At 62.3% G+C, this 25,685-nt stretch carries 25 protein-coding genes and 1 pseudogene; 10 read left to right on the top strand and 16 right to left on the bottom strand.

Annotated elements, in window-relative coordinates:
- The first annotated feature begins 245 nt into the window (after positions 1–245).
- Genes HJB84_RS13825 through HJB84_RS13850 form a run of 6 tightly spaced genes read left to right on the top strand, consistent with a single transcriptional unit; the run spans position 246 to position 7,478 of the window.
- Positions 246–1,232: a BMP family protein gene (locus HJB84_RS13825; protein WP_164010930.1), complete on the top strand. Its 987-nt coding sequence runs from the start codon at positions 246–248 to the stop codon at positions 1,230–1,232.
- 8 nt (positions 1,233–1,240) lie between these two features.
- Entirely contained in the window at positions 1,241–2,653 is a 1,413-nt protein-coding gene (locus tag HJB84_RS13830) for an amidase (RefSeq protein WP_221116170.1), read from the top strand.
- Complete coding sequence (locus HJB84_RS13835) at positions 2,650–4,182, top strand: ABC transporter ATP-binding protein (protein ID WP_221116260.1); 1,533 nt, start codon at positions 2,650–2,652, stop codon at positions 4,180–4,182. Before HJB84_RS13830 ends, HJB84_RS13835 begins: the two co-directional genes overlap by 4 nt.
- Positions 4,172–5,221 carry an ABC transporter permease gene (locus tag HJB84_RS13840; RefSeq protein ID WP_207585709.1) on the top strand — a complete coding sequence of 350 codons (1,050 nt, stop codon included), beginning with the start codon at positions 4,172–4,174 and terminating at the stop codon, positions 5,219–5,221. The genes HJB84_RS13835 and HJB84_RS13840 overlap by 11 nt, the downstream gene beginning before the upstream one ends.
- Positions 5,218–6,162 carry an ABC transporter permease gene (locus tag HJB84_RS13845; protein ID WP_207585708.1) on the top strand — a complete coding sequence of 315 codons (945 nt, stop codon included), beginning with the start codon at positions 5,218–5,220 and terminating at the stop codon, positions 6,160–6,162. Before HJB84_RS13840 ends, HJB84_RS13845 begins: the two co-directional genes overlap by 4 nt.
- Before the next feature lie 26 nt (positions 6,163–6,188).
- Complete coding sequence (locus tag HJB84_RS13850) at positions 6,189–7,478, top strand: amidohydrolase family protein (protein ID WP_221116171.1); 1,290 nt, start codon at positions 6,189–6,191, stop codon at positions 7,476–7,478.
- Between the two features lie 98 nt (positions 7,479–7,576).
- Here HJB84_RS13850 and HJB84_RS13855 read toward each other — a convergent pair whose 3' ends face one another.
- From HJB84_RS13855 to msrA, 3 genes and pseudogenes are all read right to left on the bottom strand, one after another.
- Positions 7,577–8,275: a ribonuclease activity regulator RraA gene (locus tag HJB84_RS13855; protein WP_221116172.1), complete on the bottom strand. Its 699-nt coding sequence runs from the start codon at positions 8,273–8,275 to the stop codon at positions 7,577–7,579.
- 27 nt (positions 8,276–8,302) lie between these two features.
- Positions 8,303–8,530 (bottom strand): annotated as a pseudogene (locus HJB84_RS13860) (SDR family oxidoreductase); the annotation flags it as partial.
- Positions 8,531–8,603: 73 nt separating this feature from the next.
- The gene (gene msrA / locus HJB84_RS13865; RefSeq protein ID WP_221116173.1) at positions 8,604–9,113 is read right to left on the bottom strand and encodes a peptide-methionine (S)-S-oxide reductase MsrA; all 510 of its coding nucleotides are present in this window, start codon (positions 9,111–9,113) and stop codon (positions 8,604–8,606) included.
- Between the two features lie 186 nt (positions 9,114–9,299).
- Here msrA and HJB84_RS13870 point away from each other — a divergent pair, with 186 nt between their 5' ends.
- From HJB84_RS13870 to HJB84_RS13885, 4 genes are read left to right on the top strand one after another with little or no spacing between them, the layout of a single operon-like run.
- On the top strand, positions 9,300–10,445 hold the full coding sequence (locus tag HJB84_RS13870; protein WP_221116174.1) for an extracellular solute-binding protein: 1,146 nt from the start codon (positions 9,300–9,302) through the stop codon (positions 10,443–10,445).
- Positions 10,445–11,335 carry an ABC transporter permease gene (locus HJB84_RS13875; RefSeq protein WP_221116175.1) on the top strand — a complete coding sequence of 297 codons (891 nt, stop codon included), beginning with the start codon at positions 10,445–10,447 and terminating at the stop codon, positions 11,333–11,335. Before HJB84_RS13870 ends, HJB84_RS13875 begins: the two co-directional genes overlap by 1 nt.
- Entirely contained in the window at positions 11,332–12,159 is an 828-nt protein-coding gene (locus HJB84_RS13880) for an ABC transporter permease (protein ID WP_221116176.1), read from the top strand. The genes HJB84_RS13875 and HJB84_RS13880 overlap by 4 nt, the downstream gene beginning before the upstream one ends.
- Before the next feature lie 28 nt (positions 12,160–12,187).
- Positions 12,188–13,267, top strand: a complete 1,080-nt coding sequence (locus HJB84_RS13885) for an ABC transporter ATP-binding protein (RefSeq protein ID WP_221116177.1) — start codon at positions 12,188–12,190, stop codon at positions 13,265–13,267.
- A 1-nt stretch (position 13,268) separates the two neighbouring features.
- On the opposite strand, the gene HJB84_RS13890 is transcribed toward HJB84_RS13885, so the two are convergent.
- From HJB84_RS13890 to HJB84_RS13950, 13 genes are all read right to left on the bottom strand, one after another.
- Positions 13,269–14,102: an inositol monophosphatase family protein gene (locus HJB84_RS13890; protein WP_221116178.1), complete on the bottom strand. Its 834-nt coding sequence runs from the start codon at positions 14,100–14,102 to the stop codon at positions 13,269–13,271.
- 177 nt (positions 14,103–14,279) lie between these two features.
- Positions 14,280–15,173, bottom strand: coding sequence for a ribokinase (locus HJB84_RS13895; protein ID WP_221116179.1), 894 nt, complete (start codon positions 15,171–15,173; stop codon positions 14,280–14,282).
- Positions 15,174–15,197: 24 nt separating this feature from the next.
- Positions 15,198–15,845: a TenA family protein gene (locus HJB84_RS13900; RefSeq protein WP_221116180.1), complete on the bottom strand. Its 648-nt coding sequence runs from the start codon at positions 15,843–15,845 to the stop codon at positions 15,198–15,200.
- A 2-nt stretch (positions 15,846–15,847) separates the two neighbouring features.
- On the bottom strand, positions 15,848–16,690 hold the full coding sequence (locus HJB84_RS13905; RefSeq protein WP_221116181.1) for a BtpA/SgcQ family protein: 843 nt from the start codon (positions 16,688–16,690) through the stop codon (positions 15,848–15,850).
- A gap of 35 nt (positions 16,691–16,725) precedes the next feature.
- Positions 16,726–17,499, bottom strand: coding sequence for a glutamine amidotransferase (locus HJB84_RS13910; RefSeq protein WP_221116182.1), 774 nt, complete (start codon positions 17,497–17,499; stop codon positions 16,726–16,728).
- A 38-nt stretch (positions 17,500–17,537) separates the two neighbouring features.
- On the bottom strand, positions 17,538–18,617 hold the full coding sequence (locus HJB84_RS13915; protein ID WP_221116183.1) for a phosphotriesterase: 1,080 nt from the start codon (positions 18,615–18,617) through the stop codon (positions 17,538–17,540).
- A 4-nt stretch (positions 18,618–18,621) separates the two neighbouring features.
- On the bottom strand, positions 18,622–19,626 hold the full coding sequence (locus HJB84_RS13920; protein WP_221116184.1) for an ABC transporter permease: 1,005 nt from the start codon (positions 19,624–19,626) through the stop codon (positions 18,622–18,624).
- Positions 19,623–20,444, bottom strand: a complete 822-nt coding sequence (locus HJB84_RS13925; RefSeq protein ID WP_221116185.1) for an ATP-binding cassette domain-containing protein — start codon at positions 20,442–20,444, stop codon at positions 19,623–19,625. The genes HJB84_RS13920 and HJB84_RS13925 overlap by 4 nt, the downstream gene beginning before the upstream one ends.
- Positions 20,441–21,394, bottom strand: a complete 954-nt coding sequence (locus tag HJB84_RS13930; RefSeq protein WP_221116186.1) for a substrate-binding domain-containing protein — start codon at positions 21,392–21,394, stop codon at positions 20,441–20,443. The genes HJB84_RS13925 and HJB84_RS13930 overlap by 4 nt, the downstream gene beginning before the upstream one ends.
- A gap of 38 nt (positions 21,395–21,432) precedes the next feature.
- On the bottom strand, positions 21,433–22,455 hold the full coding sequence (locus tag HJB84_RS13935; RefSeq protein ID WP_221116187.1) for a LacI family DNA-binding transcriptional regulator: 1,023 nt from the start codon (positions 22,453–22,455) through the stop codon (positions 21,433–21,435).
- A 254-nt stretch (positions 22,456–22,709) separates the two neighbouring features.
- A complete protein-coding gene (locus HJB84_RS13940; protein WP_221116188.1) occupies positions 22,710–23,780 on the bottom strand; it encodes an ABC transporter ATP-binding protein in 1,071 nt (356 codons plus the stop codon).
- Positions 23,777–24,604, bottom strand: a complete 828-nt coding sequence (locus tag HJB84_RS13945) for a carbohydrate ABC transporter permease (RefSeq protein WP_221116189.1) — start codon at positions 24,602–24,604, stop codon at positions 23,777–23,779. Before HJB84_RS13945 ends, HJB84_RS13940 begins: the two co-directional genes overlap by 4 nt.
- The gene (locus tag HJB84_RS13950) at positions 24,601–25,503 is read right to left on the bottom strand and encodes a carbohydrate ABC transporter permease (protein WP_221116190.1); all 903 of its coding nucleotides are present in this window, start codon (positions 25,501–25,503) and stop codon (positions 24,601–24,603) included. Before HJB84_RS13950 ends, HJB84_RS13945 begins: the two co-directional genes overlap by 4 nt.
- Positions 25,504–25,685 lie beyond the last annotated feature (182 nt).

A 25,685-nucleotide genomic window follows, 5' to 3' on the forward strand; every position in this document is an offset into this window, starting at 1 on the left:
TCTCGCTGACGCTGAAAGAGCGCGCTTTTCACCATCGAGCCTTGACCGCTTAAGAAGCCGGCGGCTGAGCACGCCATGCCGCGTCCTTTCGGCCAAACCGCGACACCACACGAGTTCGGAAAAATCGGCTGAAGAACACGGGCAATGGATCGAACAGCCTGATTTTTAAGCCCATTCGACGCTTGACACATTTTTGGGCGCTACCTATGATTTTTGAACCAAACGGTAAAAAAGGGGAGCAGTCAATGACCAAAGACATCCTGATTTCACGCCGGGCAGTGATCGCGTCGGGCATTGCGCTCGGCGTCAGCGGCTTTGCCCCGCTGGCGAGAGCTGCCGCGCCGCTGAAGGTTGCCGGCATTCATGCGTCGCCGGTCGAAAATGCCTGGAACTCCTGCCTGCATAAGGCCCTGCAGGACGCAGCCAAGGAAGGTGCCATCGAATACGTCTTCTCCGAAGGTGTCTCCGGCACCGATTATCCGCGCGCCATGCGAGAATATGCCGAGCAGGGCAACAAGCTAATCATCGGCGAAGCCTACGCGGTGGAGAAAGAGGCCAGGCAGGTCGCAGCCGATTATCCCGACACCGCTTTCGTGCTGGGTTCGAGCGGCGAGCAGGCAGGCGACAATTTCGGCGTCTTCGGCACCTGGAACCATGACGGCGCCTATCTTGCCGGCATGCTGGCCGGCAAAATGACTAAGTCGAATGTTGTTGGTTCGGTCGGCGCCATTCCGATCCCCGAAGTCAACATGCTGATCAATGCGTTCGCGGCGGGCGTCAAGGCCGTCAATCCCGACGCCAAGCACCTCGTCTCGTTCATCGGCACCTTCTTCGACCCGCCGAAGGCGCGGGAAGCCGGTCTTGCCCAGATCGATGCCGGCGCCGACATCCTATTCGGCGAGCGTATCGGCACGGCCGATGCTGCCAAGGAGCGCGGCATCAAGTCTGTCGGTTCGCTGATCGACTATACGCCGCGCTACCCGGATACGGTGTTCGCCAACGCCATGTGGTACTTCCGCCCGATCCTGAACGCTGCGATCGCCGATGTCGCTGCCGGAAAGCCGGTCGGCAGGAACTACACGTCTTACGGCCTGATGAAGGAAGGCGGCAGTGATATCGTCTTCGTCAAGGGTGTGGCGCCCGCTGAAGCCGAGGCTGCGATGGAAGCCAAGCGGGCGGAGATCAAGGCCGGCACCTTCGAAGTTCCGAAGATGATGGATGAGCCGAAGTAATCCGGCTCATGCAGGGCGATGCAACCGACCTGGCGGCAGCGATCAGGCATGGCAGCCTGAGCGCTGCCGAGGCGATGCTGGCTTCTCTTGAGGCAGCCGGACGGCAGGAGCCGCTCGGCGCGATCGCCTATGTCGATGCCGCTATGGGCCGAGCCTCGGCAGACGCCCGCGACGGGGAACGGCGGAGTGAGCCCGAACACTTTTCCATCAGGCCCTTTGCCGGCGTACCGACCTTGGCGAAGGATCTTGGCGGGCCTTTCGCCGGCCTGCCGGTAGCGGCCGGGTCCCGCCTCTTCGAAAGAAAAGGCGGCGAAGCAGATTCCGATCTCGCGTCCCGTTTCCGCGACGCCGGCTTCTGCCTGTTCGGCCTGACGACGAGCCCGGAATTCGGCCTGTCGCTTGCCAGCGAACCGGCGATCGGACCGCTCTGCCGCAATCCGCTCGATCCGGCACGAACCGCAGGCGGCTCTTCCGGTGGTGCGGCGGCGGCGGTTGCCGCCGGTATCGTCGCCATTGCGCATGCCACCGATGCCGGCGGCTCGATCCGCGTGCCCGCAGCCTGCTGCGGCCTTGTCGGAATGAAGCCGACACGCGGCGCCATGCCGGGCGGACCATCCTTCGGCAATCACCTCGGCGGCATCGCCAGCGAACTCGCGGTTTGCCGCTCGGTGCGGGATACCGCGCGAATATTCGATAGGCTGAGCGGCAGTTCACGAGGGCCATTTCCGGATCCTTCTCCTGTCGATATCGGCAACGGCCGTTTGCGGATCGGCCTGCTGGCCGATACCGGATCGGTCTATCCGACCGAGGGCAATCGGCTCGCAGCCGTTGAGGATGCGGCTCGTGCTCTTGAGAGCGACGGACACGAGCTCGTTCCGCTGAGCTGGGCTGAGTTCGAACGGAGCGTCACTTCAAGCGGCCGCGCCTTCGCCGATATCGTCTCCGTCAACCTTGCGGCGCTGATCAAGGCGGCGGCTCTTGATGAAAGCAGGGCCGAGCCTCTGACGCAGGCTTTCGCGGCGCGCGGACGGTCGCTTCCCGCCACCATGCTCTGGAGCGCGCTGAACGACGCCGTCTTGGTCAGCCATAACCTCTGGGCGCTGTTCGACAGGGTCGATTGCATCTTGATGCCGATGCTCTCGTCTGCACCTCTTGCGATCGGCTCCTTTCCGTCCGATCATGGCGACACGGATCTGCATCTCGAGCGGATGACGGCATTCGCGCCGCTTGCCTGCCTCGCCAATATTTCGGGTTTTCCTGCTTTGACGCTGCCTTTCGGACAGGATGAGCATGCGATACCGCTGCCGGTGCAGATCATGGCGCCGATGGGTCACGAGCCACGCCTGCTGTCGCTTGCCGCACGCCTGGAGGCCCAGGCGCGATGGCAGCACCGTTTTCCGGTCGCGGGATTGCCGTCATGACCGGACCTGTGCTGGAAATTATCGGCGTCAGCAGGCGCTTCGGCGGCAATCTTGCCAATGACGATATCTCCATGACGCTTGCCAAGGGTGAGGTCGTCGCTCTGCTCGGCGAAAACGGCGCCGGCAAGACCACGCTGATGAGCATCCTTTTCGGCCATTACATGCCCGATGCCGGCCGGATTCTGATCGAGGGTCTGGAGGTGCCGCAGGGCAAGCCGCGGGCGGCGATCCGCGCCGGCGTCGGCATGGTGCATCAGCACTTCTCGCTCGCACCCAATCTGACCGTTCTCGAAAATGTCATGACCGGCACCGAAAGCCTGTGGGTCTGGCGCTCGGGAACATCAGCGGCGCGAAAGAAGCTCCTGGCGATTTCCGAGCGCTTCGGCCTCAAGGTCGATCCGGATGCCCGTATTGGCGACTTGTCGGTCGGCGAGCAGCAACGCGTCGAGATCCTCAAGGCGCTCTATAACGATGCCCGCATCCTGATCCTCGACGAGCCGACGGCGGTACTGACCAATATCGAGGCCGAACGGCTGTTTACGACCTTGAAGGAGATGGCCCGCCAGGGCCTGTCGCTGATCTTCATCTCCCACAAGCTCGACGAGGTGATGGCGGCAGCCGACCGCATCGTCGTGCTGCGCGGCGGCAAGATGGTCGCCGAACGCAAGGCGTCGGAAACCAGCAAGGCCGAACTTGCCGAACTGATGGTCGGCCGCCGCGTGACGCGGCCGGTGCGCGAGCCGCCGACGCCCGGCGCGGTTGCGCTTGAAGCCGCCGATGTCACGGTGCGCATCGACGGCATCGATCGGTTGAAATCGATCAGCTTTCGGCTGCACCAGGGCGAGATCCTCGGCATCATCGGCGTTTCGGGCAATGGCCAGGCGGCGTTGGCGCACCTTCTTTCCGGCACGCTGGCGCGTAGCGGCGGCGACCTTCTTCTGTTCGGGGAGGCCGTCGGTGATCTCGGCGTCGCCGATGTCGTCGATGCCGGTATCGGCCGCATTCCTGAAGACCGCAATGAGGAGGGCGTGATCGGCGAGATGGCGATCTGGGAAAATGCCGTGCTGGAGCGCCTCGCCTCACCGGCCTTCTCGCGCCTCGGTTTTGTCAACCGCAAGGCCGGCATGGCCTTCGCCAGGGAGATCATCGACGGGTTCGATGTCCGTGGCGGCGGGCCAGCCGTCCGTACCCGGGTGCTCTCCGGCGGCAATATGCAGAAGCTCATTCTCGGCCGCAACCTGCATCGGCGGCCGCGTATCCTGATCGCCGCGCAGCCCGCACGTGGACTCGACGAAGGGGCCGTGGCCGCCGTGCACGCGCGCCTGCTCGAAGCCCGCCGGCAGGGCGCCGCCGTCCTGCTGATCTCCGAAGACCTCGACGAGGTGATCGCGCTCGCCGACCGTATACAGGCGATCGTCGGTGGCCGCCTATCATCGCCCGTCGAGGCCGAAGACGCCGATGCCCGCAGGCTGGGGCTGATGATGACCGGCGAATGGCAAGAGACCCACGAGACCAGCCATGCGATTTGAGCGCCGCGAACACCGTCCGCTGTACCTGCTGATCGTCACGCCCGTCATCGCGGTGATCGCAGCGCTTGCGCTGGCGGGCATCTTGATCGCCATTGCCGGCGCGCCGGTGCTCGATGCCTATTGGCGTATCTTGATCGGTGCTTTCGGCTCGCGGCTGTCGGCGACCGAAACACTGACGCGAGCAACGCCGCTGATGCTGACGGGGCTTGCCGCCGCCGTCGCTTTTCGGGCGCGGCTCTGGAATATCGGCGCCGAGGGCCAATTTTATCTCGGCGCCATCGCCGTTGCCGCGGCGAGTTCGAAACTGTTGGGCGATCTTCCGGCACCCATTCTCATTCCGCTCCTGCTGCTGATCGGCGCCATTGCCGGCATGGTGCTCATTCTCATTCCCCTCTGGCTCAGGCTGCGCTTCTCGGTCGATGAGGTCGTCACCAGCCTGCTGCTGAACTTCATCGCCGTGCTCTTCGTCTCGATGCTGATCGACGGCGTTCTCAAGGACCCGCTCGCCTTCGGCTGGCCGCAGTCGCAATCCGTCAGCGATCATGCCATGCTGCCGAAATTGATCGCCCGCTCACGCCTGCATATCGGCTTTGCGATCGCGATCGGGCTGGCTGTCGTCGTTCATTTTGTTCAGTCCCGAACCGTGTTCGGCATGCAGTCGCGCGCCGCCGGCCTCAATCCCACCGGTGCGATCTTCGCCGGCGTGCCGCTCGGCAGAACGTTGGTGAAAGTCGCCTGCCTGTCCGGCGGGCTTGCGGGGCTCGCGGGAGCGATCGAGGTGATGGGGGTCAAGGGCTACGTGACGACCGATCTATCGCCGGGTTTCGGCTATTCCGGCATTGTTGTCGCGATGCTCGCCAACCTCAATCCGCTCGGTGTCGTCTTCGCCGCCATTTTCACGGCAACCATGTTTGTGGGCGCGGACGGCATGAGCCGAGGCCTTGGCATCCCCACCTATATCGCCGATGTCACGGTGGCGTTGTCGCTGCTGACGATGCTGATCGCATTGTTCTTCACCCAATACAGGATCCGGCGATGATGCAACTGTTCGACATCATCGCTTCATCAGGGCTCTGGGCGGCAATCCTGCGCATCGCCACGCCGCTGATTTTCGGCACGCTTGGCGCCTTGCTCTGCGAACGGGCCGGCGTGCTCAATCTCGGCATCGAAGGCATCATGACCTTCGGCGCGATGATCGGCTGGCTTTCCGTTTATCACGGCGCCGATCTCTGGACCGGCCTTCTGATAGCTGGCATAGCCGGCGGCGTCTTCGGCCTGCTGCACGCGTCGCTAACGGTGACGCTCGGCCTCTCCCAGCATGTCTCCGGTCTCGGCGTCACGCTGTTTGCCTCCAGCTTCAGCTATTATGTCTTCCGGCTGATCGTGCCGCTTGCCAATACGCCACCCACCATCGTGCCGTTCCAACCGATCGCCATTCCTGGGCTTTCGACCCTGCCTTTCATCGGGCCGGCCTTCTTCACGCAGACGGCGCCGACCTATCTCGCGATCATTATCGCCTTGCTGATGGCCTACATCATCTTCCGCACACCGGTGGGGCTTGCGATCCGCATGACCGGCGAAAATCCGCATGCGGCGGAAGCCCAGGGCGTCAATCCAATGAAGGTGCGCTATGGCGCGGTGATTGCCGGAAGCGCGCTGATGGGAATGGGCGGGGCCTTCCTGACATTGTCGGCATTCAACAGTTTCTTCCCGACGATGGTGCAGGGACGCGGCTGGATCTGCATCGCCCTCGTCGTGTTCGCCTCCTGGCGCCCCGGTCGCGCGCTTTTCGGCGCCCTGCTCTTCGCCTTCTTCGACGCTTTTCAGCTTCGGCTGCAAACCGCGCTGAGTGGGCTCATGCCCTATCAGCTTTTCCTGATGACCCCCTATATCCTTTCCATTGCCGCTCTTGCCGTCATGGCCCGCCGCGCCCGCGTGCCGCAGGCGCTGATGCAGCCCTATCGACGCGGCGAACGCTGAAACCGCCCACATCCAATGAGGTTCCGATGTTCGATTTGATCGTCAGAAATGCAAATCTCCCCGATGGCTCAAAGAATATCGATATCGGCATCCAGGGCGGCAAGATCGTCGTTGTCGAGCGCAATCTCCAGGCGCAGGCGGGGGAAGAGATCGACGCGACAGGTCGGCTGGTCAGCCCGCCCTTCGTCGACCCGCATTTCCATATGGACGCCACCCTGTCGCTTGGCCTGCCGCGCATGAATGTATCCGGCACGCTGCTTGAAGGAATCGCGCTCTGGGGAGAGTTGCGCCCGATCGTGACAAAAGAAGAGCTGGTCGATCGTGCGTTGCGCTATTGCGACCTGGCGGTCACGCAGGGGCTGCTCTTCATTCGCAGCCACGTCGACACCAGCGATCCCAGACTGGTGACCGTCGAGGCGATGATCGAGGTTCGCGAAAAGGTCGCGCCCTATATCGATCTGCAATTGGTCGCTTTTCCTCAGAATGGCTACTACCGCTCACCCGGCGCGATCGACACTCTCAACCGCGCCCTCGACATGGGCGTCGACCTCGTCGGCGGCATTCCCCACTTCGAACGGACGATGGGCGAAGGTACGGCCTCGGTCGAGGCGCTCTGCCGCATCGCTGCCGACCGCGGCCTGCCAGTCGATATGCATTGCGACGAAACCGACGATCCGCTCTCGCGCCATATCGAGACGTTGGCTGCGGAAACCATCCGCTTCGGGCTCAAAGGGCGCGTCGCCGGCTCGCATCTGACCTCGATGCACTCGATGGACAATTATTATGTCTCCAAGCTCATCCCGCTGATGGCGGAGGCCGAGATCAACGTCATCCCCAATCCGCTGATCAACATCATGCTGCAGGGCCGCCACGACACCTATCCGAAACGCCGCGGCATGACCCGCGTTAGGGAATTGATGGATGCGGGGCTCAACGTCTCCTTCGGGCACGATTGCGTCATGGATCCCTGGTATTCGATGGGGTCGGGCGACATGCTGGAGGTCGGCCATATGGCGATCCATGTCGCGCAGATGGCCGGCATCGACGACAAGAAGAGGATTTTCGACGCATTGACGGTCAATTCGGCAAAGACGATGGGGCTTGCAGGTTACGGCCTGGAAAAGGGATGTAACGCCGACCTCGTCATCCTCCAGGCGAGCGACACGCTGGAAGCGCTGCGGCTGAAGCCGAACCGGCTGGCGGTGATCCGTCGCGGCAAGGTCATCGCCCGCTCGGCGCCGCGCATCGGCGAGCTTTTCCTGGACGGGCGCCCGGCACGGATCGACGGCGGTTTGGATTACGCGCCGCGTTATTGAAGTGCGGGGGCGGCTTACCGGAGCAGACTTCTGTCTGCGCCAAAACAAAAAAGGGGTCGCGAGGCAGCGACCCCTTTCCATTCGCACTGGCTTGGAGATTATTTCTTCGAAGCCTCGTAGAGCGCCTTGGTTTCGGCGTTCATCGGATAGAGGCCGGGCAGCGGCACGCCGTCATCGATCCTGGTCATGATCCAGGCTTCCATGCGCTCCTGTTCCAGGGCTTCCGCCAGCACAGCCTCGAGCAAATCGGCCGGGATCAGCACCGCGCCGTCCTGGTCGACGACGATGATGTCATCGGGAAAGACCGCGACGCCGCCGCAACCGATCGGTTGCTGCCAGGCGACGAAGGTGAGGCCGGCAACCGAGGGAGGTGCCGCGACGCCGCGGCACCAGACCGGCAGGTCGGTGTCGAGCACGCCGGCAAGATCGCGCACCACGCCGTCGGTGACAAGTGCGGCAACACCCCGCTTCTGCATGCGGGCGCAGAGGATATCGCCGAAGATGCCGGCATCGGTCACGCCCATCGCGTCGACGACGGCGACGCAGCCTTCCGGCATCGCCTCGATCGCGGCGCGCGTCGAGATCGGCGAGGCCCAGGATGCCGGCGTCGCCAGATCCTCGCGGGCCGGAACGAAGCGGAGCGTGAAGGCCGGGCCGACGATGCGCGGCTGGCCGGACTTTAACGGAACGGCGCCGCGGATCCAGACATTGCGCAAGCCTTTCTTTAGAAGAACGGTCGTCAATGTCGCCGTCGAGACGGCCTTGAGTGTTGCAATCGCTTCAGTGCTAAGGGCCATCGGTTCTCGTGTCCAATCCGGTTTCTGTCAGATGCTCTGGATCATGCCGCCATCGACGAGGATCACCGATCCGGTCAGATAGGAGGCAGGCTCGCTCGCCAGGAAGGCGACGAAATTGCCATATTCTTCCGGCCGGCCATAACGGCCGAGCGGAATGCTGCCAGTGCTTTCGGCGACGACGTCATCGATGGAGCGGTTTTCGCGCTTGGCCTGCTGCTCGTCGAGGAAGGTGATGCGGCGGGTGGCGCTCCGGCCCAACTGCGCGATGATAGATGGAAGACGTCGCCTCATACATGCCGGCTCTGATGCCGGCATGTATGTAAAAGCGTCAGGCGATCTTCTGGCGGACCGGCAGCTTCCAGCCTGGCCGGACGAAATGGCAGGTGTAGCCGTTTGGTATCCGCTCCAGATAATCCTGATGCTCGGGCTCGGCCTCCCAGAAATCGCTCACCGGCACGACCTCGGTGACGACCTTGCCGGGCCAGAGGCCGGATGCGTCGACATCGGCGATCGTATCCTTGGCAACACGCTCCTGCTCGGGGCTGGCGTAGAAGATCGCCGAGCGGTAGCTCGCGCCGACGTCATTACCCTGGCGGTTGCGCGTGCTCGGGTCATGGATCTGGAAGAAAAATTCGAGGATTTCGCGATAGCTGATCCTTGCGGGATCGAAGATGATCTCGATCGCCTCGGCGTGGTTTCCGTGGTTGCGATAGGTGGCATTCGGCACGTCGCCGCCGGAATAGCCGACCCGGGTCGAAATCACGCCCTTGTACCGGCGGATGAGGTCCTGCATGCCCCAGAAGCAGCCACCGGCGAGCACTGCACGTTCTTCGGTCATTGGATGTCTCCTTGTTTGCCAAGAGATAGTATCTCCGGCCCGCGATTTCCACACAGCGGAAATAAGCACAGCTGTGCAATTTCCTTTCGAACAGCCTGGTCCTGTCATGTCGATGTTACGCGCCGGCGCTAGCAAGGCCTCCGACAATCCGCCGAGGCAGAGCCTCGACACCTGATGGAGACGGTTATGAATAGGCGTGAATTTCTGATCACATCGTCGGCTGCGGCGGGTCTTCTGGCTCTCCCGCGCTTCGCATCGGCGGCAGTCGGCACGATCGACCTCTATAGCGGTTCGGATGCCAATATCGTCGACCTCTGGAACAACATCATCCGCCCTGCCTTCGAAAAGGCGCATCCCGAACTCCCGCTGAAGGTGACCGATGCCGGCGATAATAACGGCCTGCGCGCCATCGCCGACCGCGCGCTCGCAGCGCTGAAGACGAAGACCGATCCGCAGGCTGACCTTTTCGAGCAGTTCGATCCGCGTTTGCCGGCGGGTGGTATCGATGCCGGCCTCTGGGTGAAATTGTCAGCCGAAAACATCGAAGGCTACGACCACATCAATCCACTGGCCTTCGATACCCCCTACTCGCTTCCCTATCGCGGCTCGCAGGTGCTGCTCGCCTACGACACGGCCAAGCTCGACCCGAAGGATGCCCCAAAAAGCTGGGATCAGCTCACGACCTGGATCAAGGCCCACCCGGGCCAGTTCATCTACAACAGACCCGACAAGGGGGGTTCGGGCAGCAACTTCGTTCGCCGCGCAATTCATGAGGTGAACGGCCGCGATCCGAAGAAATTCAAGGTCGACAATTTCACCGTGGACTACGGCACCAAGGCGCTGACGCCGGCCTGGAAGCTGCTCAACGATCTCGCCCCTTCGCTCTACGACAAGGGCGCCTATACATCAGGCAATACCCAGTCGATCCAGCTGCTTGCCCAGGGTGTCGTCACCATGGTGCCGGTCTGGTCGGACCAGGTGCTGCAGGCGATCTCGCAGGGCGTACTGCCCGAGACGACCGGCCTGGTGCAGCTTGGCGATCTCGCCCTTTGCGGCGGCTTCTCCAGCATCACGGTGTTCTCGAACGGCGCCAACAAGGATGCGGCGCTGAAGCTTGCCGCGTTCATGCTGACAAAGGAAATGCAGGAAGCGATCATCACCCAGATCGGCGGCTTCCCTGCCATCTCCTGGGACCATATCTCCGACGATCTGCGCAAGAAATATGCTGACGTCATTCCGTCGACCATCCCCACCTTCCCGAGCGGCGATTGGGAAAAGGCGATCAACGACGGCTGGTATCGCAACGTCGCGCCGGGCATCAGCCGCACCTGATGTCCGCCGATACCGCGCTGGCGGCACCGCGCCGTCACCAATCTATCGACAGGAGGAGCTTCCTCGGGCTCCTCCTCGTTGCGCTGCCGGTCTTCCTGGTTGGATGGCTGATCATCTTCCCGATCTTTTCGGCGGTCGTCGGCACGATTTTGGTTCGAGGCCCTGAGGGCGCGACGGAGTTCTCGCTCGCCTCCTACCGCTTCTTCTTTTCCGATGGCTACAGCCTCGGCAATCTATGGCTGACGCTGTGGACCACCGCCGTCTGTGGCATTCTGCTTCTGGCGATCGGCCTTCCGATCGCGCTTTACCTTCGCTTCTCGCAAGGTCGCCTTGCTGCCTACGTGCAGGCTCTTGCGATCTTCCCGATGTTCGTGCCGTCAATCATTCTTGCTTATGCGCTGATCAGGACCATCGGGCCGAACGGCACCGTCGACCTGTTGCTGAACGCCGTCGGCCTGCCCAAGCTGCGCACGCCCTATCTGACGCCGTGGGGACCGGTGATCGGCCTCGTTTGGGACAATCTTCCGTTGACGGTGCTGATGCTGACGGCCGGCCTCTCCTCGGTTTCGAACAGCGCCATCGAGGCCGCCCGCGACGTCGGCGCAGGGCCGCTTCGGGTCTTCGTCTCGATCATTCTGCCGCGCATGGGCAATTCCCTGCTGGTCACTGCTTCCTTTGCGGTGCTCGGCATCTTTTCCGCCTTCACCCTTCCCTATGTGCTCGGCCCGGCATCGCCGGAGATGATGGGGCCGTTCATGCAGCGCACCTTCGCCGACATGAACGACCCGCTGAACGCCATGACCCAGGCCGTCATCACATTCGCCTTCTGCCTGGTCTTCGGCATCTTCTATATCCGGTCGATTGCCCGCAACCGGGAGGTCCGGCCATGAGAACAACTAGACCGGGCATCGGCCTTCGCTTCGACTGGATCGGCATGCTCTTCGCATGCCTGCTGACGCTGTTCATCGCGCTGCCGCTGATCGTCGTCGGCACATGGGCCTTCACCCAGGTCTGGCGTTACCCGTCGGTGATCCCGCAGCAATTCGGCCTGCGCTTCTGGGGCCAGACGCTGGCGCGCTCGGATGTCTGGGATGCTCTCTTGCTCAGTCTGCGGCTGACCGCGACGGTGACCGCCCTTTCCGCCGTCATCTGCCTTCCCGCCGCCTATGCTTTCGCGCGCATGCGCTTTCCCGGCAGAAATATCCTGTTCCTGTCGTTTCTCGCATCGCATGCCTTCCCGAAATTCGGCCTGCTCGTCGCCATTGCCGGCATCTTCCTGCAGCTCGGCCTGATCAGCACCTTCTGGGGCGTTGTGCTGATCCAGCTTGTCGGCACGCTGATGCTGATGATCTGGATTCCGGTCGCAGCCTTCCAGAATGTCGACCGACGCATGGAAGAGGCAGCACGCGATGCCGGCGCCACGCCGCTGCGCGTCTTCTGGTCGATCACGCTGCCGCAGGCCGCACCGACGATCACCGCCGCCCTGCTTCTGACCTTCGTCGGCACCTTCTACGAAACCGAAGGCGCCTGGCTGATTGGCGCGCCTGGGATCCGCACCATGCCGGTGCTGATGATCGGCTTCATCAACAATCAGATCGTCGTGCAATATGGCGCCGTGCTCTCCGTCATGCTGTGGCTGCCGTCCTTCATCGCGCTGATGTTTGCGCGCCGCGTCATCGGCACTGGCGCGTTCGCGAGAGGTTTTGGTGCGTGAGAGGCGCCAATTGAGGAAAGGTTTGAGAATGGCACATCTAATGATCGAGGGCGTTTCGAAGCTGTTCGGAAGCACCTTTGCCGTTCGCGAGTTTTCGCTCGAAGTCGGCGACGGCGAACTCGTCTGCCTGCTTGGCCCCTCAGGCTCCGGCAAGTCGACGCTTCTCAGAATGATCGGTGGCTTCGAGCGTCCGAGCGGCGGAACGATCCGCATCGACGGCAGGGATGTGACGAGCCTGCCGCCCGAGCGGCGCCCGACCGGCATGGTGTTCCAGAGCCACGCGCTCTGGACGCATATGGATGTCTTCAACAACATCGCCTTCGGTCTGAAGGTTCGCCGGCTGCCGAAATCCGAAATTCGTCAGCGTGTCGAGGATGCGCTCGATCTGGTCGGCCTTGGCGATTACGGGCGGCGGATGACGACGCAACTGTCGGGCGGACAACAGCAGCGCGTCGCCCTTGCCCGCTCGCTGGTGCTTGAGCCGAAGATCCTGCTGCTCGACGAACCCTTCGCCAGCCTTGACCAGCACCTGCGCGAAAGGCTGCGGGAAGAAGTGCGCGATATCCAGCAGCGCCTCGGCATCACCACGCTCTTCGTTACCCACGGCCAGGACGAAGCCTTGGCGCTCGCCGACCGCATCGTGGTCATGCGCGACGGACGCACAGAGCAGATCGCGCCGCCGAGCACTATCTACCGGCAGCCGCAGACAGCCTTCGTCGCCGGCTTCATCGGCTCGATGAATTTCGTCGAGAGCCACACCAGAAACGGCGCCTGCGAGCATCCGCTCTTCCCGCTTGCGATCCCCATCGAGGACGGACCCGTGACGCTGGCCACCCGTCCTGAAGCGCTGATGATCCGGTCCTCGGACCGGCCGGATGCCGCGACGGTCCATCGCGTCGTCGATTTCGGCACGCATAAGATGGTCGATGTCGATCTGGCCGACGGCAGTCGCTTGAAGGCAATGGTGGCGCCGGACGATCGGATTCGGACCGGAATGAAGGTCGAGCCGAGCTGCACCAGTTTTTTCGTCTACCGCAACAATGAACTCGTCCATCAATCGATGACGGCAAGGGGCGATGCGGAGCTTGGGCGGCTGTTGCCGGTCTAAATTACGCCTTCGTCGCGAAGCCTTCCTTGAGCCAGGGATACAATGCCTTGCTGGCGGCGAGGATATCGCCCGGCCCGTCGACGGCGGCACCGGAAAAACGCGTAACAATGCCGCCTGCCTCCTCGACCATCAGCGCCGAGGCGCCGAAATCATGGATCGAGAGCCCGTCCTCGAAGAATCCGTCCAGCCGGCCGCAGGCGACATAGGCGATCGACAGCGCCGCCGAGCCAAGGCGGCGTACGCCTGCCGTGTTGGCCATCAGCCGTTTGATGGCGTCGAAATAGGCCGCTTCGGCGACCGCCTTGACCTGGCCCGGGATTGGCAGGCCTGCACCGACAAGCACGTTTTCGATGTCGCCGACCTCGGCGCAGCGGATGCGCTCGCCGTCGAGATAGGCACCGCCGCCGAGCTCGGCGCTGAACAGCTCGTCCTGCATCGCGTCATAAACGACGCCGGCGACGAGCCTTCCGCCTTCGGCGATTGCGATCGTCATGCCGAAATGCGGAAGGCCCCAGGCATAATTGGTGGTGCCGTCGATCGGATCGATATAGATGATGGGTGTTTCCGGCCCGGCCGTGCGGTTGCCGACGGCTTCCTCGCCTTGAATGGCATAATCCGGAAAAGCCTTCGTCATCTCGTCGACGATGATCCGCTCGACGGCGACATCGATCTCGGTCTGATAGTCGCGCGGCGCCTTGGCCAGCATTTCGGCCGATGTTCGTCGCCGCAGCGAGCCGCGGGCGGTTTCGCCCGCCTTTATGACCGTTTCGGCAAGCACGGCGAGGCGGGACGATGCGGTCGGGGAAAGACGCGCGGAAATCGGAGAGGATGCCATGAGAAGAGTCCGGATTGCTGCTGATATGACGGGGTGAGCTACGAGGCGCCCATCCCTTCGCAGAGGCTGATGATGGTTTGATGAAGCTGTCCGCTGCCATTGCCGTCAAACGCCATCCAACAGTCGACGAGAACGCAGAGTTTGTTTGTCAGCGTCAACATAATGGCGTCAAGCCGGTTATTTCAAGATCGTTTCAAGCTCGGAAACCGTAGGAAACGCCTTTCTGGTCCCGTGCCGAGAGACGGTGATAGCGGCGGCGGCGGCGGCATGCTCGATGGCCTGCCTGTCCAGCCGTCCCCCTCGCAGCCCACAGGATGCCAGCGCCACGGCCATAAACGTATCGCCCGCACCCGTCGTATCGACCACATCGCAGGCTCGGGCGGGCACTTCAATGCTATCGCGCCGATTGACAAGCGTCGCGCCGTCGCTGCCGAGGGTCAGAACGATTTCGCGCAGGCCCCGGCTCAAAAGATATTCGGCAGCATCGCGGCCTGTCGTTCCTGTCAGGGCCTGGGCCTCACCCTTGTTGAGGAACGCTATATCGATCAACCCCCAAAGATCGGAGAAATAGGAACGCACCGGCGAGGGATTGAAGGCGGTGATCATGCCGATCGCTCTTGCCTGCTCCAGGATGTCGCGGGTCGCCTGATCGGACAGATTTCCCTGCAGCATCATCAGATCGCCTTGACCGGCGGTCGACAGGCTTCGTGCGACATGGGACAGGGACAGGCTCTGCGCTGATTCCGTCGTCGTGACGATGGCATTTTCACCGCCCGGCAGCCGGAAGATGATCGAGACGTCGCTCGATGTACCTTGCATTTCGATCAGGTCGCTCTGAAGCGGTTCCTCCGCGAGGTAGTGGCGGATCGTCTCGGCCCTCGCATCCCAACCGACAGGCGCCACCAACGTTGTCGGAACGCCGCAGCGAGCCATGACGACCGCCTGGTTGGTGCCCTTGCCGCCGAGATCGCTGCCACCGGCAGTGCCGAGGATGGAGGCACCAATGACCGGAAGTTCGGAAACGGCGATGGTTTCGTCGATGGCGACATTGCCGACTATGTAGGCGCGCATGCATCCGCTTTCGCAAGGCTGAAGCTAAAGATAAGGCGCATTGTGAAAATCGATCTCGAGCTGCATCGCCTGGCCGAAGATCGCGCTCAATCGCGCCATTTCATCCTCTTCCAGGGTTTCTCCTGTCATGTCGAGTTCATTTTTCAGCCATTGCGCCTGGGCGGCGAAATTAGGATCGACATGCAGGTCGACCCATTCCTTCAGCAGCGGATCGCTGATCGAGCGGGTAGCCGCTTCCTTCGACCATGTCCAATACATCCACTCGGCCGCAAACATCGCCGCGACCGTATCGAGGAAGCCGCCCTGGCGAGCGATCTCCAACATGCCGGCACGAAAGGCCTCGACCTCGGCGATGCCGGTGTCGAAGGAAGAAGGATCAATGCCGCGGCTGGCGAAGGTGCGTTCGAAATAGCTGATCTGCTCGGTTGCCAGCGCGTCGAGAACCGCGATCAGCCAGCGCTTCTGCGTCATCGTCTTGGCGGTCGCCGCCGCATAAGCAAAGATCGAGATGGCGCTGTCGACGAAGGCGCCTTCGTAGACGAGATAACGCTCGAAAGCCTCCTTGCTCAAGGTGTCGTTCTTCACGTCCTCGACGAAGCGGTGGCCAAGCATCGTCCGGAAGACGGCGTCGTTCTCACGTAGAATGCGGTCTGAAAGGCTCTCCTCGGCCATGCTCAGCCCTCCAGTCCCGGTTCGGCAACCGCCCGGAAGGCGCGCACCCGCTCGATATCGACAGGATTCCACCAGACACCGCCATGTTTTAGCGATGAGGCGACGATGACGCCGTTGGTGCGGCTCAGAATATCGACGATATTGTCCTTGTTGACGCCGGAGCCGACGAGCAGTGGCAGATGCGTCGCTGCGCCGATCTCCTCGATTTCCTCCATCGTCGCCGAATTGCCGGTTCGCTGGCCGGTGGCGATGACGCCGTCGGCATCGAAGAAGGCGAGGTCACGCGTCAGTTCCTGGATCGAGCGGTCGGCGACGATGGCGTGGCTGCCGTGTTTGACGTGGCTGTCGGCAAAAACCTTGATGTGCTCGGCCCTGAGCAGCGAGCGGTAGCGCATGGCTTCGGCGGCCCTGCCCTCGATGAAACCTTCATTGGCAACATAGGCATTGGCCCATTGATTGACGCGGATGAATTTGGCGCCGCCGGCCATGGCGATGGCGAAGGCTGGAATCGGCGCATTGGCAAGGACGTTGACGCCGAGCGGAATGCCGGCCGCGCGCGCGATCCGGTCGGTGACGACGGACATGAAACCCGTCGTCTCGGGGCCGATATCCTCGGGCTTCGAGAATGGCACGTCGCCGTGATTTTCGATGATCAACCCATGCAGGCCGCCTTCCATGCAGGCTTCGGCGTCGCGCATGCACGCGTCGTAGATCGCGTCCATCGCAGCAGCCCTGTAGCGGGGTGCACCCGGGAAGGCCGGGCAGTGGATCATGCCGATCAGAACCTTGTCCCTGCCGAAGATGTCCCTGACGGCGTTGGATGATCTGTCCGAAATTTCCTGCATGTCATTCCCTTTCCAATTCCTGCCGCGTGCTGAAATCACGCCTGGTTCTCGGTGAGCCAGCCAAGGATATTCTTCCACAGCCGGCCGTAGCCGTCCCATTCGCAGAAGGCAGGCGAGAGCCAGTGCGGGCCGATATCCGACGTCCAGGCCGCCGTCCGCCCAGTGCCGTGCGTCCCGACGACAAGCAGCGGATGACCACCCTGATCTTCGGGCAGGCGCGCGATGACTTCGACGTCCGCACGGTCGCGCACTTCGACCTCGTTGACGCCGAGCAGCACCGGCCAGGCGCCTTCGAGGCCCTGCATCGTGGGGTGTTCAGGCTTCACCACCTCGGCAACTGTTCCCTCGGGGATCTCGACGCGGTCGTCATAGGGCAAGCAGGTGACGGGCAGCGTGTCTTCGACGGGGGTGCGCCGCCAGCGCGCCTTGCCGTCGATGCCCTGGAAGGAGAAATAGCCGCCGACCATCAGCAGGCCGCCTCCTTTCCCCACCCACGCCTTCAGCAGCTTCAGCCGGTTCGGCACCGTGCGCGAATGCAGCCACACATCTGGCGGCAGCAGCAGCGAATTGGCGCCGATATCGGAGAGGATGATGGCATCGTAAGCGTCGAGCCCGGATATATCGAAGGGGAACTTCTCCACCGCCTCATGCGCCGGCATATAGGTGAGTTCGAAGGCGCTGCCGGCGAGCGCCTTGACCAGCGGTTCGGCGCCGAGATGGAAGGTGACGCTGCCGAACTGGTCGAAGCCTTTGTAATGCGTGGCGGAGCTAACCCAGCTCTCGCCGACAAGGAGGATTTTCTTTGTCATGGTCTTCCGGTTACCTGTGATCGATTGCATTGATGGAGCTAGGCTCCGGCATGAAAGACGCGGCGCGGATTGCCGCGCATCATCTCGTTTAGGACCGTCCCGTCGAGGCCGTGCCGCTGAAGACGCGGAAGGAAGTGGCGAAGGATGTAGGCGTAGCCGTTGCCGCCGTAGTGCGTCAGCATCATCTTCAGAAAGACGTCGTGCGACAGAAGAATCCGGTCGAGATAACCGGCCTCGACGAGACGCACGACCGCGCGCGCAGCCTCTTCGTCGCTCGGGCACTGCACCTGCTGGTCGGCATAGAAGAAATCCATTCCGATCATGTCGTATTCGATGAAGGCGCCGCGCTCCGCCAGTTCGCTCTGATAGGCAATATCGTCATGCGACGGGTTCATGTGGCAAAGGACGGTGTGGCTGAGATTCGCACCCTCTTCTGCCACCACGTCGAGCACGCGATGGCCGAGACGGAACCAGCCCGGCAGATGCACCATCATGGGAAGTCCGGTCAGCACCTGCGCCTGGGCAGCACCGCGCAGCGATTTCTCTTCCTCGGCGGTGAAATCCGAGGAGACGCCGATCTCGCCGATCAGGCCGATCCTGACGCCGGTGCCGTCGACGCCTTCCCTCGCCTCACGGACGATTTCGCGCGCGATGTCCTCGACGCTCATTGCCGCGACGCTCTCCGGATGCGAGGAGCCGAGATAATAACCTGCCCCCATCACGATGTTGAGGCCGGATGCTTTCGAAATACGCTGGAGCGCCAGTGGATCGCGGCCGATGCCCTTGCAGGTCGGTTCCACCACCGTGCGGCCGCCGGCGCCGGCGAAATCCTTGAGTTCGGCCACCGCCAGATGTTCGTCGTCGAGGGTGATGTTGTGCTTGTTGACGAAGGGATCCTGCCGGAGTTCGCCGAGGATCTCCATGCAGACGAAGCTTTCGGCCAGATGTTGCCGGTCCGGCGTCTTCGGCGCGTGCCACCAGCAGCGGCAGTCGTTGAGGATGTGTTCGTGCATCAGCGTCACGCCGAGCGCATCCGCCGAAATCGGACCGGTGACGGTCATCACTTTGCCGGAGCGGACATGCGCTTCGGACAAGCTATCTGCTGCCTGTTCACTCATCGCCTCATCCTTTCCTGCCCATTCCGAAACGGAAATTGGCGGTGAAGATGCGGGTGTTCAGCCAGATGGCGACGAGAATGATGGCGCCGGTGATGATCTGGGTGAAGAACGGCGATATGTGCATCAGGATCAGGCCGTTACCAATGACGGCGATGGTCAGCGTGCCGAGCACCGTGCCGAGGATGGTGCCGCGCCCGCCCATCAGCGACGTTCCGCCGAGAACGACGGCCGCAATCACCTGCAACTCGAAACCGACGGCGGCATTGGACGAGCCGGAGCCGAGCCGGGCGGCAATCAGCAGGCCGGCGACCGCGCAGGCGATGCCGGAGATGATATAGACCGAGGCGATGATCCATTTGGCGGGCATGCCGACACGCCGCGCCGCTTCCATGTTGGAGCCAACCGCCACGACCTGCCGGCCGTATTTCGTCGCTGTGATGATCACATAGCCGAGGATGGCGATAATGAGGGCGATGACTGCGGGGATCGGGAAGCTCAGGATTTCGCCCCGGCCGAGCGCGAAGAAGCCCGGCGCATCCTTGATCGGGATGGAATAGCCCTGGGTCAGATAGAGCGCCAGGCCGCGCAGGATCGAGAGGCCGGCGAGCGTGACGATGAAGGCCGGAATGCCCTGATAGGCGACAAACCAGCCCTGAACCAGACCCATAAACGCGCCGAGCACCAGCATGCCGATGACCACGGACGGCCAGGGAATTTCCATCGCCATGACGATTGCCGCAACCGCATTGACAAGGGCGACCTGCGAGCCGACCGACAGATCAATACCGCCAGTAATGATGACGAAGGTCATGGCGATGGCGACGATCAGGATGGGGGCGGCCTGCCGGACGATGTTCAGGATGTTGCCGAGCGTGAAGAAGGTCTCGCTGCCGATCGAGAAGAAGATCATGCAGGCCAGGAAGAAGATGGCGATCGACAGCACCTGCGCATGTTCGCCGAAGAAATCGGCGGCCCGAGATCCGTGGCCGCGTTCCGTGTAAGCCGTCATTGCCTGGCTCCTTCACCGACGATCAAATGGACGAGATCCTCGAGGTTGGTGCGGCCGATCTGCCGCTCGGCCACCTTCGTGCCCTCATACATCACCGCAATGCGGTCGCAGACCCGGAAGAGATCCTGCAGCCGGTGGGTGATAAGGATCACCGAGACCCCGTTCGCCTTGACGCGGTTGATCAATGCGAGAACCGCTTCGACTTCGGCAACGGCAAGTGCCGATGTCGGCTCGTCCATGATCAGCACCTTCGGCTTGAAGGAGGCCGCTCGCGCAATGGCGATCGCCTGACGCTGTCCGCCGGATAGCTGGGCGACTTTGCCGGTCAGTCTCGGGATGCGGATTTCCAGCGAATCCAGCATCTTGCGAGCTTCGGACAGCATCGTCCTGGTATCGAGAAACGGGCCGCGGCTGAGTTCGCGGCCGAGGAAGAGATTGCCGACGACATCGATGTGGTCGCAGAGGCTGAGATCCTGGAACACCATTTCGATGTTTCTGCCGCGCGCATCCGCGGGGCCGGAGAAGCGGACCTCCTCGCCTTCCATGGTGATCGTGCCGGCATCGGGAATGTAGGTCCCCGAGATGATTTTCGTCAGTGTCGACTTGCCGGCAGCGTTATCGCCGACGAGGCCCAGGCATTCGCCGGGGAAGATGTCGAGATCGACGCCGCGCAGCGCCTGGTGCGAGCCGAAGGACTTGCGGATACCGCGCAGCGAGATGCGCGGATCGGATCGGGTGCCGCCGGATGTTCCGGTTCCGGAGGGTGCGAACCCTCCGGAACCGGCGGCAGCGAGATGATGCTGTCCGCTTTCGATCATTTGAAGACGGCCCGGTACGGCTCGACATTCTCCTTGGTCACGATGGTGATCGGTACCGAAATCGTCTTGGTGACGGCCTCGCCGGCCGAGGCCTTTAAGAGCGCGTCGACGGCGGCACCGCCCATCGCGGCCGGATCCTGCTGGACGACGGCGACGACGAAGCCGGCATCGATGCCGGCAATGGCTTCGGCAGTCAGATCCCAGCCGAATACCTTGATCTTATCCTGCTTTCCCTGGCTCTGGACAGCGGCGATCGCCCCCATCAGCGCCGGCTCGCCGGTGGCGTAGATCGCCGTCAGGTCGGGATTGGCGGTGATCAGGTTCTCGGCCGCCGCGAGGGCGTTGTCCTGGATGTTCTGGCCGTCGACGACGCCGGCCATTTCGATGCCGTCGACGCCTTTCAAGGTCTTCTCGAAGCCGTCCTGGCGGATGTTCTGGATGAACGAGTTCAGTGCGCCGACGACGCCGAGCTTGGCCTTGCCGCCCATGTTCGCCTTGACGTAGTCGAGAAAGTACTTGCCCATGTCGGCGCCGGCTGCGGCGTTGTCGACGCCGATCTGCGCCTTCTGCGGACCATCAGGCAGGATGGCGTCGATGGCAACGACAGGAATGCCGGCGTCGGCCGCCTGCTTGACCGCCGGCATGATGCCGTTGACGTCGATCGCCACGACGGCAAGACCGGAGACCTTTTCCTGGACGTAGGTTTCGATCGCGCTGTTTTGCGCGGTCGTCTCATTGTTGGCGTTGAAGATCACCAGCTTGACGCCGGCGGCGTCGGCTGCCTTCTGGGCACCCTCATTCATCTGATTGAAGAAAAGCGCCTGCTGGTTGATCTGTACGAGTGCGACGGTCTTCTTTTCCTGGGCCTGGGCGCCGGACAGGCCGATGAAGGTCAATGCGGTGAAGCCGGCGGCTGCGATCATCGTTCGTCTAGTCAAATTCAGTGTCATGTTCTCATCCTCTTTTGGTTTTTTGACGTTGCTGTTTTTTATTTCGCGGGCGGCGCAACGGAGTTCCGCACCACGATTTCGACAGGCACCAGTTCCTCGGAAGCGGATGGTTTCCACTCGTGCCAATTGGTTTCCAGAAGCAGCTCCAGTGACCGTCGGCCGATCTGGCGGACCGGCTGGCGGATCGCTGTCAGCGGCGGTGCAAAAAGATGAAGTGGGCCGACATCGTCGAAGCCGATGATCGAGATGTCAGCCGGGATCGAGACGCCCCGGCTTCCGAAGACCTCGACCAGCCCGATGGCGATCTCGTCGGAGCTGGCGAAGATCGCCGTCGCCTTTCGGTCACCCGAGAGATATTCAAGCGCAGCTGCACGGCCGTATTCGATCGTATATTCGCCGGCATAGCGATCGGCCTGGGCCTCGCTGCCATGCCGCTCCCTGAGCGCCTTCAACAGACCGTCATAACGTCTGCGGGCGCTGATCATGCGCTCGTCACCGCCGATGAACAGGACATGGCGGTGACCCTGTGCGGCCAAGTGCTGACCAGCGAGATAACCGCCTTGCTCATTGTCGCAGAACAGCTTCGGCGCTTTCGAATCGGGAACGTCCTCATCGACGATGATGACCTTGCCGGTGCCGTTGATGAGGGCGGCAAGCGCGCCGTCGTCGGGGTGGTTGGTGACGAAGATCAGGCCGTCGACGTGATTGCGCTCGATCAGCTGCAGATATTCAATCTCGCGGCCCGGCCGGTTGAGCGTGGCATGCAGCGAGACGGCGAGCTTCTTTTCGTCGGCCGCCTGCTCGACGGCGGCGACGAGGGTCGCGAAGAAGGGGTTGGCGATATCGGGCACGACGAGGCCGATCGTGTCAGAGCGACCCCTGCTCAGGCGGCGCGCATGCGGGTTCGGCCGGTAGTTCAGCGTCTTGATCGCGTCCTCAATGCGCTTCTTGGTCTGAAACGGTAGGTCGAGGCTGCCGTTGACGAAACGGGACACGGTGGTGACCGAGACGCCGGCTGCGGCCGCAACATCCTTCAAGCTCGGTGTCGTTCCCTTGGCCATTGATTGGACCTATTGTAAAGCGGTTTAGTAAAGCGCTTTACAAGACAATATCGATTGGTCGTCATTGTCAACAGCGATGAATCTGCGGGATGTATTTTTCTATAGGCGATCGAAGCTCGATCGGACGGCTCGGGCGCTCGTCGGGACGCACTTTTGGCGCAGCCAGCCTCGGGTGGTGTGTCCGAGACTTGGCTCGACGCCGTCGCCCAGGTTCGATTTATGACAAATCCGAACCGGCAGGCTGCTTGGCTGCCTTATATGACGTGGTCCGTCGATGCATCGAAGAGATGGATCTGGGTCGGATCAATCGAAAGTCCGATCGTGTCTCCCGGTTTCACCCTGTCGCGCCGCGTCTCGACGATCGTCAGTTCCGGCTGGGTCTCCGCAACGATGAAGGTCGACGAGCCGGTCGATTCGACGAAGGCGATCGGCACATCGAAACTGCCATTCCCGGGCTCGACGACGCCGATATGTTCGGGCCGGATGCCGGCGACGAGTTTGCGCCCCGGCTCGATGGCGCGGCTTAGCGCAAGCGTCTGCTTTGCTGCGCCGAAATCCAGGATCAGGTTCTTGCCGTCTTCCGCGCCGATCGCCGGAATGAAATTCATCGCCGGCGAACCGATGAAACCGGCGACGAACCGGTTCACAGGCCGGTCGTAGAGGTCCAGCGGCGCGCCCTGCTGTTCGATGATGCCGTCGCGCATCACCACCACATGATCGGCCATCGTCATCGCTTCGACCTGATCGTGCGTGACGTAGACGAAGGTTGCGTTCAGCCGGTCGTGCAGCGCCCGGATTTCCTTGCGCATGTGGACGCGCAGCGCCGCATCGAGATTGGACAGCGGCTCGTCGAACAGGAAGGCCTTCGGATGGCGGATGATGGCGCGGCTCATGGCGACGCGCTGGCGCTGGCCGCCGGAAAGTTCGCGGGGATAGCGCTTCAGCAGATGCGACAGACCTGTCGTCGCCGCCACGTCCTCGGCGGCCTTCTTGGCCTCGGCCTTGGCAATGCCGCGGATGCGCAGGCTATAGGTCAGGTTCTCTTCAACCGTCATATGCGGATAGAGCGCATAGGACTGGAACACCATGGCGACGTCTCGCTTGCGCGGCGGCACGCCGTTCATCAGCTCGCCGGCGATCCTCAAATCGCCGGTCGAGATGCTTTCGAGGCCGGCGAGCGAGCGCAGCAGCGTGGACTTGCCGCAGCCCGAAGGGCCGACGAGCGCGACGAAAGTTCCCTTGGCAATCGACAGGTCGATGTTCTTCAGGGCGTGGAAGGCGCCGTAATATTTATTGACGCCTCTGAGCTCGATCTGCGTGGTCATTTGAGGGCTCCAGAGGTGAGGCCGGATACGATGCGGCGCTGCAAGAGAACGAAGATGGCAAGGATCGGCGTCACATACATCGTGGCGTAGGCCATGATGTTGTTCCATTCGTTGGTATTCGGCCCCATGAAGGAATTGAGGCCGACGCTGGCCGGCTGAAGTTCGGCCGCCTGGATCATCGACTTCGAGTAGACGAATTCGCCGAAGGCCTGCATGAAGATCAGGATGGCGCTGACGAGAATGCCGTTGCGGGCGAGCGGCAGCACGATGTTGAAGAAGGCGCCGACGCGCGAATTGCCATCGACGAGGGCTGCCTCCTCCAGTTCCTGGGGAACGCTCATGAAGGTGGCGCGAACCAGGATTACGAAGAAGGGCATGCTCTTTGCGGCGACGGCAATAATGACGGCGAGCCGCGGATAGGACAGCATGCCGATCTGCGAGAAACCGACGAAGATCGGCGTGATCATCAGCGATGCTGGCAGGACCTGCAGCATCAGGATCAGAAACAGGCCGATATCCACCCAGACATTGCGGTACCTGGCGAGCACATAGGCGCAACCGACGCCAAGCAGCGCGATGAGCGCCATGGAGCCGAGAGCGATGACCAGCGAGTTCCAGAGATAGCGGCCCATGTCGCGGCTTTCCCAGACTGTGGCGTAGGTCCCCCATTGGGGTGCTGCCGGCCAGAAGCTGGGCGGCGTCGCAAACATCTCCGAGCCGCTTTTCAGCGCAGTGATGTACATCCAGTAAAGCGGGAAGAGATAGATTGCCGCCATGACGATCGATATCGCCAGCATCAGGCGGCCACGGTTTGTCGTCATCATCCGCGCACCTCGTGGCGTGTGGACCGGACATAAACGACGGACGCGAACATGACGAAGACGATCATGATGACGGAGATCGTCGCGCCCTTGGCGAAGTCGTATTGCCGGAAGGAGAGATCCCAGGCCCAGTATTGCGTGACGTTCGACGAATTGTTCGGCCCGCCGGAGGTGATCGCGGCGAAGAGATCGAACTGCTGCAGAGTGAAGATCAGACCGAGCGAGACGATGGCGCCGATGGTCGAGCGCATCATCGGCAGCGTGATCGTCCAGAAGCGCTGCCAGACATTGGCGCCGTCGAGTTCGGCCGCTTCGAAGAGATCGGCGGGAATGCCGGCAAGACCGACGGACAGAAGGATCATGTTGAACGAGGTGCCGAGCCAGATATTGGCGATGATCACCGCATAGAGCGAATAATGCGGGTCCGAGCGCCAGAAGATGTTGCCGGAGATGATGCCGCTTTCCCTGAGGATGAAATTCAGCACGCCGAAATCACCAGAGAGAATCCAGTTCCAGATGGCGCCGACGACGAGGCCGGGCATCACCCAGGAGACGAGGAACAGGCCGCGCATCCATGAGGCGCCGGGGAAGTTGACCCAGAAGAACAGCGCCAGGCCAAAGCCGATCAGGAACTGGCCGGCGATCGAGCCGGTGACGAAGATGACGGTGTTATAGAGGATCGGCAGCGTTTCCGGCTGCGCGAAGAGCTCGGTATAATTCTTGAAGCCGACGAAAGGACGCGAGAAGGTCCCGAGGCTGAACATGTCGACCTCCTGGAAGCTCATCACCACATTGTAGATCAGCGGCAGGCCCGCCATCAGGAACAGAAAGCCGAGCGGGAAAGCGACCAGCACGATATCGAAACCGCGGCCGTCCCTGACGCTCATCAGGATCCTCTTCATGCGTCCTCCGATGCTCCGATCGGGGCCGCCTGGCGCATGACGCGGAAGACGGCCCCTGCCGGGAGGAAAGAGTTGGATGGCATATGCCATCGGTGGATGATTTTGGTTTCCTCTTCTCCCCAGCGGAGAGAAGAGGGAGCAAGGAGCCAATCCAGCTCTTCGCTTTCGCCTCGGCTACGCCG

Source organism: Rhizobium sp. NZLR1b, from assembly GCF_019685155.1.
GTDB lineage: Bacteria > Pseudomonadota > Alphaproteobacteria > Rhizobiales > Rhizobiaceae > Rhizobium.

Bases quoted from the DNA above. Each gene is read 5' to 3' on its own strand.
- HJB84_RS13830 (WP_221116170.1), top strand. From the start codon at position 1,241: ATGCAGGGCGATGCAACCGACCTGGCGGCAGCGATCAGGCATGGCAGC.
- HJB84_RS13910 (WP_221116182.1), bottom strand. From the start codon at position 17,499: ATGACAAAGAAAATCCTCCTTGTCGGCGAGAGCTGGGTTAGCTCCGCC.
- HJB84_RS13840 (WP_207585709.1), top strand. From the start codon at position 4,172: ATGCGATTTGAGCGCCGCGAACACCGTCCGCTGTACCTGCTGATCGTC.
- HJB84_RS13880 (WP_221116176.1), top strand. From the start codon at position 11,332: ATGAGAACAACTAGACCGGGCATCGGCCTTCGCTTCGACTGGATCGGC.
- HJB84_RS13895 (WP_221116179.1), bottom strand. From the start codon at position 15,173: ATGCGCGCCTACATAGTCGGCAATGTCGCCATCGACGAAACCATCGCC.
- HJB84_RS13905 (WP_221116181.1), bottom strand. From the start codon at position 16,690: ATGCAGGAAATTTCGGACAGATCATCCAACGCCGTCAGGGACATCTTC.
- msrA (WP_221116173.1), bottom strand. From the start codon at position 9,113: ATGACCGAAGAACGTGCAGTGCTCGCCGGTGGCTGCTTCTGGGGCATG.
- HJB84_RS13940 (WP_221116188.1), bottom strand. From the start codon at position 23,780: ATGACCACGCAGATCGAGCTCAGAGGCGTCAATAAATATTACGGCGCC.
- HJB84_RS13900 (WP_221116180.1), bottom strand. From the start codon at position 15,845: ATGGCCGAGGAGAGCCTTTCAGACCGCATTCTACGTGAGAACGACGCC.
- HJB84_RS13930 (WP_221116186.1), bottom strand. From the start codon at position 21,394: ATGACACTGAATTTGACTAGACGAACGATGATCGCAGCCGCCGGCTTC.
- HJB84_RS13835 (WP_221116260.1), top strand. From the start codon at position 2,650: ATGACCGGACCTGTGCTGGAAATTATCGGCGTCAGCAGGCGCTTCGGC.
- HJB84_RS13875 (WP_221116175.1), top strand. From the start codon at position 10,445: ATGTCCGCCGATACCGCGCTGGCGGCACCGCGCCGTCACCAATCTATC.
- HJB84_RS13885 (WP_221116177.1), top strand. From the start codon at position 12,188: ATGGCACATCTAATGATCGAGGGCGTTTCGAAGCTGTTCGGAAGCACC.
- HJB84_RS13915 (WP_221116183.1), bottom strand. From the start codon at position 18,617: ATGAGTGAACAGGCAGCAGATAGCTTGTCCGAAGCGCATGTCCGCTCC.
- HJB84_RS13845 (WP_207585708.1), top strand. From the start codon at position 5,218: ATGATGCAACTGTTCGACATCATCGCTTCATCAGGGCTCTGGGCGGCA.
- HJB84_RS13825 (WP_164010930.1), top strand. From the start codon at position 246: ATGACCAAAGACATCCTGATTTCACGCCGGGCAGTGATCGCGTCGGGC.
- HJB84_RS13945 (WP_221116189.1), bottom strand. From the start codon at position 24,604: ATGATGACGACAAACCGTGGCCGCCTGATGCTGGCGATATCGATCGTC.
- HJB84_RS13855 (WP_221116172.1), bottom strand. From the start codon at position 8,275: ATGGCCCTTAGCACTGAAGCGATTGCAACACTCAAGGCCGTCTCGACG.
- HJB84_RS13890 (WP_221116178.1), bottom strand. From the start codon at position 14,102: ATGGCATCCTCTCCGATTTCCGCGCGTCTTTCCCCGACCGCATCGTCC.
- HJB84_RS13870 (WP_221116174.1), top strand. From the start codon at position 9,300: ATGAATAGGCGTGAATTTCTGATCACATCGTCGGCTGCGGCGGGTCTT.
- HJB84_RS13850 (WP_221116171.1), top strand. From the start codon at position 6,189: ATGTTCGATTTGATCGTCAGAAATGCAAATCTCCCCGATGGCTCAAAG.
- HJB84_RS13950 (WP_221116190.1), bottom strand. From the start codon at position 25,503: ATGAAGAGGATCCTGATGAGCGTCAGGGACGGCCGCGGTTTCGATATC.
- HJB84_RS13920 (WP_221116184.1), bottom strand. From the start codon at position 19,626: ATGACGGCTTACACGGAACGCGGCCACGGATCTCGGGCCGCCGATTTC.
- HJB84_RS13925 (WP_221116185.1), bottom strand. From the start codon at position 20,444: ATGATCGAAAGCGGACAGCATCATCTCGCTGCCGCCGGTTCCGGAGGG.
- HJB84_RS13935 (WP_221116187.1), bottom strand. From the start codon at position 22,455: ATGGCCAAGGGAACGACACCGAGCTTGAAGGATGTTGCGGCCGCAGCC.